The sequence below is a fragment of the Synergistales bacterium genome, from assembly GCA_021736445.1.
Classification (GTDB): Bacteria; Synergistota; Synergistia; order Synergistales; family Aminiphilaceae; genus JAIPGA01.
The window spans coordinates 1-14,007 of sequence record JAIPGA010000070.1 but is presented as its reverse complement, the minus strand read 5'-3'; the positions used below and the strand labels follow the sequence as shown (position 1 = coordinate 14,007).

15 protein-coding genes and 1 tRNA gene are annotated in these 14,007 nt (G+C 60.9%); 12 read left to right on the top strand and 4 right to left on the bottom strand.

Annotation, left to right across the window (positions count from 1 at the left end):
- From K9L28_09560 to K9L28_09535, 6 genes are all read left to right on the top strand, one after another.
- The coding region (locus tag K9L28_09560; GenBank protein MCF7936575.1) for a Cache 3/Cache 2 fusion domain-containing protein at positions 1–1,862 on the top strand (1,862 nt) is incomplete at its 5' end.
- Positions 1,863–1,964: 102 nt separating this feature from the next.
- The gene (locus K9L28_09555; GenBank protein MCF7936574.1) at positions 1,965–3,353 is read left to right on the top strand and encodes an FAD-binding protein; all 1,389 of its coding nucleotides are present in this window, start codon (positions 1,965–1,967) and stop codon (positions 3,351–3,353) included.
- A gap of 149 nt (positions 3,354–3,502) precedes the next feature.
- Positions 3,503–4,000, top strand: coding sequence for a ferritin (locus tag K9L28_09550; protein ID MCF7936573.1), 498 nt, complete (start codon positions 3,503–3,505; stop codon positions 3,998–4,000).
- A gap of 88 nt (positions 4,001–4,088) precedes the next feature.
- Positions 4,089–4,628, top strand: a complete 540-nt coding sequence (locus K9L28_09545) for a flavin reductase family protein (GenBank protein ID MCF7936572.1) — start codon at positions 4,089–4,091, stop codon at positions 4,626–4,628.
- A gap of 31 nt (positions 4,629–4,659) precedes the next feature.
- Positions 4,660–5,859, top strand: coding sequence for an FprA family A-type flavoprotein (locus tag K9L28_09540; protein MCF7936571.1), 1,200 nt, complete (start codon positions 4,660–4,662; stop codon positions 5,857–5,859).
- Positions 5,831–6,685 carry a TIGR02757 family protein gene (locus tag K9L28_09535; GenBank protein MCF7936570.1) on the top strand — a complete coding sequence of 285 codons (855 nt, stop codon included), beginning with the start codon at positions 5,831–5,833 and terminating at the stop codon, positions 6,683–6,685. The genes K9L28_09540 and K9L28_09535 overlap by 29 nt, the downstream gene beginning before the upstream one ends.
- Positions 6,686–6,761: 76 nt before the next feature.
- Here K9L28_09535 and K9L28_09530 read toward each other — a convergent pair whose 3' ends face one another.
- From K9L28_09530 to K9L28_09520, 3 genes are all read right to left on the bottom strand, one after another.
- Positions 6,762–7,448, bottom strand: coding sequence for a GntR family transcriptional regulator (locus K9L28_09530; protein ID MCF7936569.1), 687 nt, complete (start codon positions 7,446–7,448; stop codon positions 6,762–6,764).
- Between the two features lie 105 nt (positions 7,449–7,553).
- The gene (locus tag K9L28_09525; protein MCF7936568.1) at positions 7,554–8,078 is read right to left on the bottom strand and encodes a cob(I)yrinic acid a,c-diamide adenosyltransferase; all 525 of its coding nucleotides are present in this window, start codon (positions 8,076–8,078) and stop codon (positions 7,554–7,556) included.
- A 49-nt stretch (positions 8,079–8,127) separates the two neighbouring features.
- Positions 8,128–8,565: a PaaI family thioesterase gene (locus tag K9L28_09520; protein MCF7936567.1), complete on the bottom strand. Its 438-nt coding sequence runs from the start codon at positions 8,563–8,565 to the stop codon at positions 8,128–8,130.
- A 123-nt stretch (positions 8,566–8,688) separates the two neighbouring features.
- On the opposite strand from K9L28_09520, the gene K9L28_09515 reads away from it, so the two are divergent.
- Both K9L28_09515 and cas4 read left to right on the top strand, forming a co-directional pair.
- Complete coding sequence (locus K9L28_09515) at positions 8,689–8,952, top strand: CRISPR-associated protein Cas4 (GenBank protein MCF7936566.1); 264 nt, start codon at positions 8,689–8,691, stop codon at positions 8,950–8,952.
- Complete coding sequence (gene cas4, locus K9L28_09510; GenBank protein ID MCF7936565.1) at positions 8,931–9,437, top strand: CRISPR-associated protein Cas4; 507 nt, start codon at positions 8,931–8,933, stop codon at positions 9,435–9,437. The genes K9L28_09515 and cas4 overlap by 22 nt, the downstream gene beginning before the upstream one ends.
- A gap of 71 nt (positions 9,438–9,508) precedes the next feature.
- Here cas4 and K9L28_09505 read toward each other — a convergent pair.
- Positions 9,509–9,595 (bottom strand) — tRNA-Leu (locus K9L28_09505).
- Positions 9,596–10,017: 422 nt separating this feature from the next.
- Between K9L28_09505 and K9L28_09500 the strand changes: the two genes are divergently transcribed.
- The 4 genes from K9L28_09500 to K9L28_09485 form a co-directional block, all read left to right on the top strand.
- The gene (locus K9L28_09500) at positions 10,018–10,848 is read left to right on the top strand and encodes a universal stress protein (protein ID MCF7936564.1); all 831 of its coding nucleotides are present in this window, start codon (positions 10,018–10,020) and stop codon (positions 10,846–10,848) included.
- An 8-nt stretch (positions 10,849–10,856) separates the two neighbouring features.
- The gene (locus K9L28_09495; protein MCF7936563.1) at positions 10,857–12,380 is read left to right on the top strand and encodes a BCCT family transporter; all 1,524 of its coding nucleotides are present in this window, start codon (positions 10,857–10,859) and stop codon (positions 12,378–12,380) included.
- 179 nt (positions 12,381–12,559) lie between these two features.
- Positions 12,560–13,153, top strand: a complete 594-nt coding sequence (locus tag K9L28_09490) for a DJ-1/PfpI family protein (protein MCF7936562.1) — start codon at positions 12,560–12,562, stop codon at positions 13,151–13,153.
- 39 nt (positions 13,154–13,192) lie between these two features.
- On the top strand, positions 13,193–14,007 hold an 815-nt coding region (locus tag K9L28_09485; protein MCF7936561.1), incomplete at its 3' end, for a C69 family dipeptidase.

Sequence of the window (14,007 nt, the reverse complement as noted above, 5' to 3'; positions counted from 1 at the left end):
GGCAGCTGGCCCAGTTGACGGGCAACAATGAGTTCGCCGAGAACTTCGCCGCCAACTTCGCCGGAGAGGTCAACTTCTACCAGAAGGTCGGCGAGGGGAAAGAGGGACACCTTATGCTGGTCGCCTCGTCGCTCGCCGGCGAGGGAGGCGATGTCGAACTCGGAAGGGTTGTCGAATCGGACAGCCCTCTCTACAGGCAGGTGGTGGAAGAGAAAAAGAGCTACCAGGGCATGGCTCGGGTCGGGGAGTCGATGTACTTCTCCACCTATACGCCCTATACGACGATGGGCGACGGCAGCGGTGAGGTCTCCTTCGTGATCGCTTCGGGGGTTGCGCTGGACAACCTGCTGCAGCATGTGGTGTCCACGCGCTTTGGGAAGGAGAGCTACGGATTTGTGTTCAACGCAGAGGGAGGGCTGCTCGCTCACCCTGAGCTGACTGCCGGTACGTCCCTGGAGGAGATGAGCCCCACCTTCTGGGAGGGTTTCGCCGCGTCCTCCCTCTGTCGCAATGGCGGGGGGGATGTCTGTCGGTTCGACTACTCCTACCACGGTACGGAGAAGCGGGCCTTTGTCGGTACCGTGGAAGGGATGGACTGGTTTTTCGCCTTTGCCCTGCCCCACAGCGAGATGTTCGCTCCCCTTACGGCCATGCGGAACAAGATGGCGCTCTGGGTGGTCCCCGCGCTCATCGTTGGTGTCGTGCTGCTGCTGTACCTTGTGGGGCGTCTCGTCAACCCGCTGAAGGATGTGGTGAACATCGCCGAACAGATCGCCGCGGGGGATCTCACCGTGGAACTGTGGGAGAACGATGGAAGCAGGAATGAGGTCAACCAGGCCATGGGGGCCTTCGCCACGATCCTGCAGTCATACCGGAAGCTTGTGAACCGGGTGAAAGAACTCAATCAGCTGCTCACCGAACGGGGTAACGATCTCGAACAGATCGATACCCAGGTGTCCCAGGAGTCCTCTTCGGCACGGGAATCCGCGGAGAACATGCGTTCGGTGATGGAGTCCATCTCCTCGGCCGCCGAGGAGACCAACGCCGGTGTGGAAGAGGTCTCCTCCGGCGCCCAGAACTCCGCCAAGATCGCATCGGAGCTCAGTGAAAACGCCTCGACCATCCGCAAGGATGTGGAGGACGGCAACAACTCCGTCCAGGATGTGGCCAAGGGGGTCTCCGAGGTAGGCAGTTCCAGCAAACAGGTTGTGGAGGCCATCCATTCCCTGGAGGATTCGGTCTCCAAGATCTCCTCCTTTGTAGAGACGATCACCGGTATCGCCGACCAGACCAATCTGTTGGCCCTCAATGCCGCCATCGAAGCAGCCCGCGCCGGCGAAGCGGGGCGCGGATTCGCCGTTGTCGCCGAGGAGGTCCGCAAGCTCGCCGAGGAATCCAACAAGGCGGCCGGTGAGGTCGGCGAGGTGATTGGCGAGATCCAGAGCAAGACCAGGAGCGCGGCTGACGATGTCTCCCGTACGGAGTCGCTGATCGAAAAGGCGGATAAGGATTCCGGCGTGACTTCCCAGCGGATCGCCAATATCATGAAGAGCATCGAAGAGATGTCCAACGGCATCGAAAACATCGCCGCATCCGCCCAGGAACAGTCGGCCAGCAGCGAGGAGATCGCCAGCGCCATGGACAGTATCGTCCAGCAGGTGACCGAGGGACAGACCTCCTCCCAGGATGTCGAGAAGGTCTCCAGGGAAGTGGAGGAGATGACCAGGAAGCTGACGGAGATCCGGCACGAGCAGGAGGATGTTGTGAAGGAACTGCAGCAGCTTGTGGCGGCCTACCGCCTGAAAAAGGGGGAAGACGACGATGCCCGTTTGGCCTTGGTCGAGGACCAGACGCAGGGCTAGTGCGTAGAGAGCTCCGTCGAGAGACAGCGCAGAGCCGCCGCGTTCCGCGGCGGCTCTGCGCGTGGTGTGCGAGGGCATAGCGACGAACTGTAGTATAGGAGGATGGATATGTATGATCTGCTGATTGTGGGTGCGGGACCGGCAGGCCTCTTCGCCGCCATGGAGGCGGTGGACAGAGGGCTTTCCGTCTGTATTGTCGATAAGGGGAAAGCGCTGGAGGGGCGTTCGTGCCCCTTGAAAACAGGGGCCGCCGATCACTGTCTCCACTGTTCCCCCTGCAGTGTTACCTGTGGATGGGGGGGCGCGGGCGCCTTCAGCGACGGCAAACTGACCCTTACCTCCGCCTTTGGCGGCAATCTGGAGAGCTACATCGGGAGGGAGCGGTTGCAGGAACTCATTGAAGAGGTGGACGGCATGTGGGTCCACTACGGTGCCGATGCCCCCGTCTTTGCACCGGACCCGGATTTTGCCCATGAGGTGGTCAAGAAGGGCCGTTTTGCAGGGCTCAATGTGATCCCGGCCCGCATCCGCCATATCGGTACGGATTGCTCCAAGGAGGTGCTGGGGAGCATCTGGACCTCTCTGTCCAGGGCCTGCGACGTCAAGCTCCAGAGTGAGGTGAAGTCGGTAACCACCGGGGACGCCGGCGTGACAGGGGTGGAACTGACGGATGGTACGTCCCTGGAATCACGGCGTGTGCTGCTTGCCCCCGGTCGGGAGGGAGCGCAGTGGATCGAGCGCGTAGCTGCGGAACAGCAGCTGAAGGTGGCCTCCCTCCCTGTGGATATCGGCGTGCGTGTGGAGATCCCCCGCGAGTGGGCCGACTACCTGACCGAGCAGTTTTACGAGGTCAAGGCCGTCTTCACATCTCCCACCTTTGATGACCGCGTGCGCACCTTCTGCATGTGCCCGGGAGGGGAGGTGGTGACCGAGTATCAGAGCGAGGGAGATGTGGTCGTGGTCAACGGCCACAGTAATCAGAACGACAAGACGGAGAACACCAATTTCGCTCTGCTGGTCAGCACGGAGTTCACCGAACCCTTCCGTGATCCAAACGGCTACGGTTCCCATATCTCCCGGCTTGCCAACATGCTTGGGGGGTCGGTGATCGTTCAGCGCCTGAAGGACCTCAAGGCGGGACGGCGCTCCACACCCAAGCGGATCGGTCGAGGCCTGGTCCGTCCGACCCTGGAAGAGGCCGAGCCTGGCGATCTCTCCTTTGTGCTGCCCTACCGGCATCTCACGGCGATCCGGGAGATGCTCGCAGCGCTTGATGCCATCATCCCCGGCGTCGATGGGCCGCATACCCTGCTGTACGGTGTGGAGGTGAAGTTCTACAGCCTCAGGCTCTCCCTCAGCGGCTCTCTGGAAACCTCCATTCCCGGGCTTTATGCTGCTGGCGACGGTGCCGGTGTCACCCGTGGCGTGATCCAGGCCTCCGCCAGCGGGGTGGTTGCGGGCAGGGCCATCGCCGCTTCGCTGAACGGCTGACCCAGCTTGACAGGTGCAGACGCTCCAGGTATAGTACCCCTGAAACAAATAATAATTACAGTTTCTCGAGGTCGGAACGTTACGAACACCGTACGTGGTATACTTTCGGCAGCTATTCTATCCCTGCTGTACAGAAGGAGGAGTCTGTGATGCTCAGTGAAAAGCTGTGGGACGCTCTGAACGATCAGGTCAATGCGGAACTCCATTCCGCATATGTCTATCTCTCCATGGCCTCCTGGCTGGAGGATGCCAGTTTCCAGGGAATGGCGAAGTGGATGAAGGCACAGGCCAACGAAGAGATGGAACACGCCATGAAGTTCTATGGATACATCAACGACAGGCGGTCGAGGGTGGAACTCAAGCCCATCGATGGCCCCAAGACATCCTGGAATTCGCCGCTTGAAGCCTTTGAGGACGCCTTTGAGCATGAGCAGTACATCTCCGGTCGTATCCACAGCCTGCTGGATATCGCCCATGAAGAAAGGGACTATCCCACACAGGAATTCCTCCAGTGGTTTGTCAAGGAGCAGGTCGAGGAGGAGGCCTCGGTGGACGAGGTGGTCCAGCAGCTGAAGATGGTGCAGGAGTCCAGGAACGGTCTCTTTATGCTCGACCGGAAGCTCGGAGAGCGCGAAGAAGAGGACTAGACAGGGCGAAGGAAGAAAGGCGGGGTAGGGCATGGGCTCTGCCCCGCCTTGCCGTTGGCTCGGCAAGATCCTTCGGGAGGTGGAAGGAATGAGTGCAGTACCGGAGCTTGACGTAAAGGCGCTGTTTCGACTGACCTACGGCCTCTATGTGGTCGGTTCGACCTGGCAGGGTCACCATAACGCCCAGATCGCCAATGCAGTGATGCAGATCACCGGCGATCCGCTCTGCGTGACCACCTGTCTCCACAAGGACAATCTCACCACCGAATATGTGGGAAAGAGCGGGGTGTTCTCCGTCAGTGTGCTGGAACACGAGGTGCCGATGACCTATATCGGCCGGTTCGGGTTCAAGTGCGGTCGTGATGAAGACAAATGCAGCGCGGTGAATCTGAAGGAGGGGCCGACAGGGAGCCCTCTCTTTCTCGATTGGACGCTGGCGGTACTCGATGCCAGGGTGATCCATGCCGCGGACGTCCATACCCACAGGCTCTTTGTCGGCGAGGTGCAGTCTGCGGAGATTGTCAAAGAGGGCACGCCTCTTACCTACGCGGACTACCACAAGGTCAAGAAGGGGAAATCGCAGAAGAATGCGCCGACAGCGATTTTCAACGACGTGAAGGATCTGTAGGGATATCCCTGTTGTCGAAAGGAAGATAGCGATGGGTGTTGTGCAGGTAGCGGAGAACCTCTACTGGGTAGGCGCCATTGACTGGGGGCTGCGGGATTTCCACGGATACTCCACAGAGAAGGGTTCTACCTACAATGCGTTTCTGCTCTTTGATGGAGAGCGGGCGACCCTTTTTGATACGGTGAAACACACCCACACGGAGGAGATGCTCCGGCGGATCGCCGAGGTGGTCCCCCTCGATCGTATCGATACCATTGTGGTCAACCACGCAGAGATGGACCATACGGGGAGCCTGCCCCGGACAATCTCCCTCTGTGCGCCCGAGCGGGTCTACTGTTCCAGGGCATGCAAACTCGCCCTGGAGGCGCACTTCCCCGAGGCGGTGGCGTGGCCGCTGGAAGTGGTGGCCAACGGGGAGACCCGCTCGCTGGGCAGGAGTGACGTTCAGTTTATCGAGACCAAGATGCTCCACTGGCCGGACAGCATGTTCTCCTATCTGCCGGATCAGCGGGTACTGATCTCCAGCGATGCCTTCGGACAGCACTATGCAACCAGTCAGCGCTTTGACGACGAGGTGCCCACGGCGATGCTGATGCATCAGGCGGCGAAGTACTACGCCAATATCCTCTGGCCCTACTCGTCGCTTGTGCAAAAGCTGCTGGAGAGTGTGGAACAGATGAACCTCCCCATCGACATGATCGCGCCGGACCACGGTGTCATCTGGCGCGGCGATCCGGGGGCCATCCTCGGGGCCTATGCATCCTGGAGCCGCTATGAGACCAGGGGCAGCGTGGTCGTGGTCTACGACACCATGTGGCACAGCACGGAGAAGATGGCCGACGCCGTTGCCGAGGGGTGCATCGACGAAGGAATGGAGGTCACCGTCATGGGCCTTGCCGACAGTCACCGGAGCGACGTCGTGACGGCCCTCCTGGAGGCCGATGCCCTTGTCCTCGGTTCCCCGACACTGAACAACGGATACCTTCCGCGGATGGCCGACTGTCTCTGTTATCTCAGAGGGCTGCGTCCTCAGGGGAAACTGGGCGCTGCCTTCGGTTCCTACGGATGGGGCGGGGAATCCGTCAAACTGCTGGAGCAGGAGCTGGATGATATGAAAATGGAGCGTGTCGCCGACCGCCTGGCTGTCCGCTACGTACCTGCCGAGCATGATCTCGAAGGGTGTCGCGAATTGGGAAGAACCGTTGCCCGGGCCGTACGGCGACGGGGGTAACGACCGAAGCCTGGCGTCTGCGCGACGGCGCTGGTTTGAGAAGATCTATCAATCCTGCGGGGGTCTGCGGGACGAGCCCGGGGACCCCGTTTCCCTGTTACAGGGTTACCCCGATGTCAGAGACAGGGAGGTTGTGGGCCTTATCGTGTCGGGCCTTGCCTACGGCCGGGTGCGACAGATCCTCAACAGTGCGAACCGGGTGCTGGCCGTGCTGGGACCAGCACCGGCGCAGATGGTTGCCGAATCTCCGGAGCGATTGCTCGGGGAGCTTGGGGCCTGGCGGCATCGGTTCACCACAGCCGGAGAGCTGGCGAGGCTGGTCGCCGCCCTGGGGCGCCTGATTCGGACGGAGGGTTCTGTGGAAGCGGTGGTACAGAAAGGGATGGGCGGCGACGAACCTGCAGTACAGGGACTCTCCCATCTGGTCGGAAGGCTGCGCTCCTGCGGAGCGGGTGAGCCCAATTCCCTGCTGGCCTCTCCACGGGACCGCAGTGCCTGCAAACGACTCTTTCTGTACTGCAAGTGGATGGTCCGGCGGGACCATGTCGATCCGGGGGGATGGGGCTGCCTGTCCCCCTCGCAGCTGCTTCTGCCGATGGATACCCACATGCATCGGATCTGTTGTCGGTTGGGGTGCACCACAAGGAAAACCCCGGATTTGCGGGCTGCTGTGGAGGCTACGGAGTGGTTCCGCGGGGTCAATCCCGAAGATCCCACGAAGTACGATTTCGCGCTGACCCGCTACGGCATCGCTCCCGACCGTACGCCGGAGAGCCTCTACGCCTGGTATCAGGGGTGTATGCAGGCTGCCGGCGCAGGCATGTGAACCGATCGGGCCAAGCGGGCACGGAAGCAACGGCCGGAACTGGGAACGCAAAAAAGGTGCGCAGCCCGGCGCTCCATCAGGAGGCCCTGCGGCCCCTGGTGAATTCCGGATGTTTGTTGAGGTAGCTGATCAGCGATTCCCTGAAATAGTTGAGGTGGTTCTGGAGGGCATCCGTGGCTTTCCGGCTGTCCTGCTGGAGGACCGCATCGATGATGCATTTGTGTTCTTCCAGTGAACGCTCGATGGAGGTTTCCGCTATCGAGTAGAGGCGGCAGAGCTGGATGAGATCGAAGACATTGGTGAGGGCCTTTTCCAGGAAGCGGTTGCCCGACCCCCCTCTGAGCAGGCGGTGGAATCGGCTGTCTTCCTCCAGAAAGTACTGCGGGTCTGTGGTATTGTCCATTGAGGAAAAGACATGGTGCATCTTCATCAGCTCTTCCCGGGGCGGGTTCTTGCAGATGTCCTGCACCGCCATGAGCTCCAGCGCTGATCTGAGTTCGTAGAGATCGTTGACATCCTTGATGCTGAGGAGCGCCACAAAGGCTCCCTTGCGGGGACGGAGTTCGATGATGCCCGTCTGGGCCAGCTGCCGTATTGCCTCTCTGACGGGGGTGCGGGACACGTTGAGCTGTTCGGCCAGCTCAACCTCGGAAAGCCGTTCTCCGGGAAGAAAGTGGCCATCCAGAATGGCTTCCCGTACCTTATCGTGAACAATCTGGCGCAGGTCTTGATTTTCTGCAGGTGAAAGAGGGTTTGCAGTCATGTGCGGTGTCCTCCAAGGATGGGAAAAAGTATACGATACTCATTATACGCAAAAACAGGCGAGGACGCCACAGAGTGTCACCTGGAGGTGGGTGTTTTCTTTCTGTCAGGATCCTTCCTTCCCACAGCCCGAATTGACGTAATCGGTCCAGAGCGAGAGGGCATAGATGGCGTCGGAGAGGCGATTGACGTAGGTGTAGGAGGGGTCGCCGATGTCGCCGTTCCTGTAGAGAGGGAGCGCCATCCGTTCCGCCCGCCGGGCAATGGTGCGCGCGAGATGGAGGGCGGCGCCGGGCTCCGAATCGCCGGGGCGGACAAAGCGGAAGGTTTCTCCCACCACTTCCTTCGCCTTATCGACGATATGTTCCAGTGTCTCGGGGTTGGGTTCCGGGAGTCCGGGGTAGAGGGCGAAGTAGCCCATCACAAAACCGAGATTCTCTTCCAGCGTGAAAAGCTGCTTCTGGATGCCCTCTTCGCAGCATGTCGCCCGGGCCATTCCGATGGCAGCCTGGCACTCGTCGAGGGTCCCGTAGAGGATGACCCTGGGGGCGTCCTTGGGGACCCGTTCTCCGTTGCCCAGTGAGGTCTTCCCTTTATCTCCACCACCTGTGGTGATCCATGTCGATTCCATGCAGTAGTATCCTCCTTTTGTTCCGTTGTCCCCTGCGCCGGGGCCGATGCTACCGGAGCACGCCCTTTTCGGGACGTCCTTCGAGAAAGACGAAGATCGCCGTCGCTTCGACAAAGACGGTCCCCTCCAGATCGGTGATCTCGGCGGCTGTCTTTGCCTTGCGTTCGTCGATACGCTCCACGCGTCCGACGGCACGGTACTCCGCGTCTGTTTTGACCGGTGCGCGGTAGCGGACGTTGATGCTGCCCGTTGCGGCCCATTGGCCTGTCTGTTCGCGCAGGGCCCAGGCCATGGCGTCGTCACAGATAGCGGTCAAAATTCCGCCGTGGACAACATCCTCAAACCCGCACCATGTCCTGTCGGGGGTGAACGGCAGATAGGTCCTCTGTCCCTCTGCGTCCCACTCGATGGGAACCTGCAGCGCCCGGGGATTTTCCTCGGGAAGTCCGCAGACAAAGCATCCGGGGTAGCGACGTTGTTGTGCCATATTCTCACTCCTTACGCGCTGTTATGGGTGGCGTATCGCCTGACACCAGTGTACGCTACCGTTAGCCTAGAGGGAACGGGTGATTTGTCAATGGAACTGTCAGGGTGAAAGGGGCAACGTGGAATGACTGAAGGGAAGGCGTGGCGGGAGAGGGATATCTCCGCTTCGTTGCTCGGCCAGTTTGCCTTCTGCGAACGGGCGGCCTGGTTCCGCGGGCACGGGGTCGTTCCTCCTGTGTCCGGAGGGGAGCGGATGCAGGAAGGGAGGAGGCGTCACCGCATTTGGGGCCGCTGGTTCCGACTGCGGGCGATCTGGTCGGCAACCTGGCGGCTGACGGTGGCGCTTCTTCTGCTGGGGGGCACGGCGTGGCTCTTGCTGACGCGCTAGAAGCGAAGGTGCTGCCGCCGGCCGTGCTGCTCTGTGCCGGATTGCTGCTGTGGCTGCTCTTTGCCCGACGAGAGCGGCTGGTGGAGCTGGACAGCCGTCTCTGGCGCTCCGGCGGGCTCTCCGGACGGCCCGATGCCGTGACACGCCGGGGAAGGCGCTACATCCCCCACGAGTACAAAAGCGGTGCCAGGGAGGAGCCGCTGGAGGGCCACCGCGTACAGGTGCTTGTGTACTGCAGTCTTCTGGAACAAGCGGGTTACCCGGTACGGGAGGGGCGTTTGCACTATTCAGGGAAGGAGTTTCGCGTTCCATGGAATCGCAGGGCCCGGAAGGAGCTCGGCGATCTGCTCCGGGAGGCCCGAAAGGTTCTGGAATGCGGGACGCCGCCGGAGGTCTACCCCAAGGGTCATCCCCGCTGTGCGCGCTGCAGCTATGCTCCCTATTGCCACGGAGCACATGACTGGCGGGAGGGCATACAGGACTAAATGTCTGGAATTCGGCTGAAGCAGGGAGAGGGAAGCGCTACGGGGCGGGGTGTCTTTTGATCCAACGAAAGTGGTGCCGGAGGGGGGACTCGAACCCCCACGAGCGCAAAGCCCACCTGATTTTGAGTCAGGCGCGTCTACCATTCCGCCACTCCGGCCCATGTCAGGGCATATTATAACGGTGACACCGTACCCGTCAAGCGGCTTGGCGGAAAGCGTCGGCGCCGGGGCACAACAGGGCGGGATCCCTCAGGAGGCGTTGCCGTTCCCCGGCGGAGACTGCCCTTTTCTGTAATGCCGGAACAAAGGAATCATGTAGTGATATTCTTTTGAAAGGGTGGCCTGTGGGTCTGGAATCGCCGGGGTGTGGTTGGCGTGTGCGCCGCATGCAAAGGAGTGCGGACGAAGGTTGTCTGGAAGTCCGCTGGACGTTTCCGGGCGAATGGCATTATGATGCGGTCATTGATCCTGTCCGCAGACCTATCTGTCGATGTCCATTACAACCTTCCCCGCATGCTGACGGCACACCGATGCGGGGAGAGAAACGGGGGGTGCCATGTTTTCCACTGTCCTATGGCCGGTGAGTTTGCAGGAGTCGGAGTCCCAGAACAGGGGCGTGATGAAGATGCTGCAGCATCTTTCGGCACAGAGGGTGCTGCTGCTCCACGTGGCGGAAAACGAACCAAGCCCGGAGGCTCCGGCACGGGAGAAACTGGAAGCACTGCGTAAGCAGCTGGAAGAGGAGGGATTCAAGGGGGAGGCTGTGATCAAAACCGGCCATGTGGCGACGGTGATCTGCAGTTACGCGAGCGAACGGAATGTCGGGCTGATCGTTCTGCCCTGGAAGCCGAAGATGATTGTCCGGATCGCGCTTTTGGGGAGCGTGGTCCGCGATGTGATCCGTCTGTCCGACCGGCCTGTGGCGGTCTATAAAGCGAAGGGTGTCATGCAGCGGCGGCAGAGCGGGGGAGTGGACAGAATCATGTACGCCACAGCTTTTCAGGCCACAGACAGTGTGGTGATGCCCTATCTGAAACATGAAGGGATCAAGGCGGACACCCTCGTTCTGCTGCATGTGGGTGAGCGTGCCCCCGACCCGAGAGCCGAGAAGACGCGCCGGACCCAGGTCGGGATGAATCTCAACCGCCTTGCCGGAGAGTGTTCCGGATGGTTCGGGGAGGTGGAGACAATCTCCGCACTGGGACGTCCCTCGAAACGGATCGTCCGTCAGGCGAAGCAGGGAGATGTCGATCTGATCGTCCTGGGGAAATACGATGCACCGAGCCCCTTTGGTTCGATGCTGGGGTCCACAGCGGAGATGCTGGCGCGCACCGCCCCCTGTTCGCTTCTGGTCGTTCCCGTGGAGTCGCTGGCGGTTACGGGCTACAGCAAGAGCGGGGAGAGGGGGTAGCGGCTGCTATGTGGCTGAAAGAGAACATCGTCTTTGTCATCTCCTTCATCATGGTGGGAACGATCATCACCTTCGGTGTCGTTGCTCCCCGGGAGTTCGACGCCCTTTCTTCTGCCGTCCATGAAGGGATTCTCGAGCATTTCAGCTGGGGGTACACCATCGCTCCCTTTATCTTTCTTGTCTTCAGTCTGACCCTGGCCTTCAGCAAGTACGGAAGAATCAAGCTGGGGAAGGACAGCGAAAAACCACAGTACAGCTACTTTGCCTGGTTCAGCATGCTCTTCGCCGCCGGCATGGGGATCGGCCTGGTCTTTTGGGGGGTCTCGGAGCCGCTGATGCACTATACCAATCCCCCTGCCGGGATCGCCGGTTCCTCCGCCGATGCGGCACGGTTCGCCATGCGGCACGTCTTCTTCCACTGGGGACTGCAGCCCTGGGCGATCTATGTGGTCATGAGCCTCAGCATCGCCTATTTCTGTTTCCGCCGCGGCATGCCGCCGCTGATTTCGAGTGCGCTCTATCCCCTGTTGGGAGAGAGGATCTACGGCCTATGGGGGTATGCTGTGGATATCCTGGCTGTGTTCGCTGTCGTCTTTGGGATCGCCACCTCCCTCGGACTGGGAACGATGCAGATCTCCAGCGGTTTGGCCTACGTCTTTCCGGCGGTGCCCGATACGATGACGACCTGGTTCGCCATCATCGCCATCGTGACGGTCATGTACATGATCTCCGCCATGCGCGGGCTGGACAGGGGGATCCAGGTGCTCAGCCGGGCCAACATCGGCATAGCGGCGGTGCTGCTCTTCGCGATGCTCTTCATCGGCCCCACCACCTTTATCCTGAACGTGCTGATCACCACCACCGGCGACTACCTCTCATCGCTGTTGTCCATGAGCCTGAGCGCCAACCCCTTCCAGGGCTACCAGTGGACCAAGGACTGGACGCTCTTTTTCTGGGCCACCTGGATCTCCTGGTCGCCCTTCGTGGGGCTCTTTGTGGCCAGTATCTCCAGAGGCCGGACGATCCGGGAGTTTGTCCTCGGGGCGCTCCTCGTGCCCTCGCTGTTGACCTTCATCTGGTTCGCCGTTTTCGGCGGCGCCGCCTTCGATCTGGAGATCCGTCAGGGCTACGATATCGCTGCGGCCACGGTGGAAAACATCTCCACCGGACTGTTCAACGTCTTCACCTACTATCCCCTGAGCTGGTTGCTCACCGGCTTCGCCCTGATGTTGCTCACCATCTTCTTTGTAACCTCGGCTGACTCGTCGACCCTTGTCCTGGCCATGATGACCACCCAGGGGGAGCTCAACCCCCGTGCCTACCGCAAGTTTATCTGGGGCATCATGCAGTCCTCGGTGGCGGCGATCCTGCTGGCCTCGGGGGGGCTCAACGCCCTCCGCAAGATGGCGATCTCCTCGGCGTTGCCCTTCACGATCATCATGCTGGTGCTCTGCTACTCCCTCTGGAAGGGGGTTACGTACGAGTACAATCACGAGTACCGGCAGGGTCTGAAGGACACCACCGCACCGTAACGATTCCCGCCCCAAAGGTGCCGTAATGGTTCCTCTGGGGCGTTCTCCTTTGGATGTCTCTGCCTGCGGTGCAGCCTCAACAACAGGTTGTGTGCGATGCTCTGTCTGGAGGATACGGGATATCCCCGGCAGACGACGGTGGGCGGCATGTCGAGTTGCTGTTTGATCGGAGGGGTATAATGAAGCGAGTGGGTATCCTTGTCTTCGACGATATGGAACTTCTTGACGCAACAGGCCCGTACGAGGTCTTCTCCGCCGCGTCCATGCTCCATGATTCGGTGCTGTTCGAGACCTTTGCACTGAGTGTCGCGGGGGATTCGGTGCGGACGATCAACGGCCTGATCCTGTCGGCGGAGTGGGATCTTAGGGACCACCCCCATATCGATATCCTTGTTCTGCCCGGCGGAGAGGGGACCAAAGAGATCATCGGGAGGCCGGAGGTGCTCCGGTGGGTCCGCCGGAGTGCGGCGACGGCGGAGATCGTCTTTTCTGTCTGTTCCGGTGCCCGGATCCTTGCGGCGGCCGGATTGCTGGAGGGGCGGCGCTGTACGACCCACCATTCCGTTGTGGAGGATATCGGGAGACTGGCTCCCGATTGTGTGGTCTCCAGGGAGGCGCGGTTCGTGGAAAGCGGCAAGCTCCTGACGGCCGCCGGGGTGTCGGCGGGTATCGACGGAGCCTTCCATATCCTCCGTCGCCTCCAGGGCGGGCATGTGGCCGCCACCACACAGGTGTATATGGAATACGGGCGGTGGCGGGCTGGAAGAGGGTAAAACAGAGCCCATCTTGTGCAGAGGAGAGGAGCGTGCAGCATGAAAGGTAAAGCGAGTGCAGCGATTGTGGTGGTTGCGGTAGCCCTTGCGGTCGTCCTGGCCGGACCCGCACAGGCATGCACCACCATCCTGGCAACCAAAGGGGCCACCGTGGACGGTTCGGTGATTGTGGCGCATTCCGACGACGATGAACTGGCGGATCAGCGTCTGATCTATGTGCCGGCCAGGGACCACAAGCCCGGGTCGCTCCGGCCTGTCTACTACTCCGCCGTGGCGTTGGGCGAGAAGCCGCAGTACAATGCGGGGATGTATCCGCGACTGGTCTGTCCCGACCGCGGGGCGGGCTACAAAATGAACGACCATCAGAATACGATTCCTATCGGATATATCCCTCAGGTGGAACACACCTACGCGTACTTCGACGGCAACTACGGGATCATGAACGAGCACCAGCTGATGATCGGCGAGTGCACCAACGGCGCCAAGGTACAGCCTGAACCGGAGCCGGGGAAGCGGATTTTCTACAGTGCCGAGCTTTCCCGGGTGGCCCTCGAACGCTGCACCACCGCACGGGAGGCGGTGACGCTGATGGGGGGGCTGATCGACACCTACGGCTACTACGGGACAGGCGAGACGCTTCTGGTGGGCGACACCGAAGAGGGGTGGGTCATGGAGATGGCCGGCGGGACCCCCGACGGCACCTCGGGGCTCTGGGTGGCCAAGCGGGTGCCCGACGGGGAGGTCTTTGTGGCGGCCAACGAATTCAGAATCCGGGAGATCAAGCGGGACGATCCCTGCATACTCTACTCGGACAACCTCTTCGATGTGGCCCGGGAGCGCGGCTGGTGGTCCCC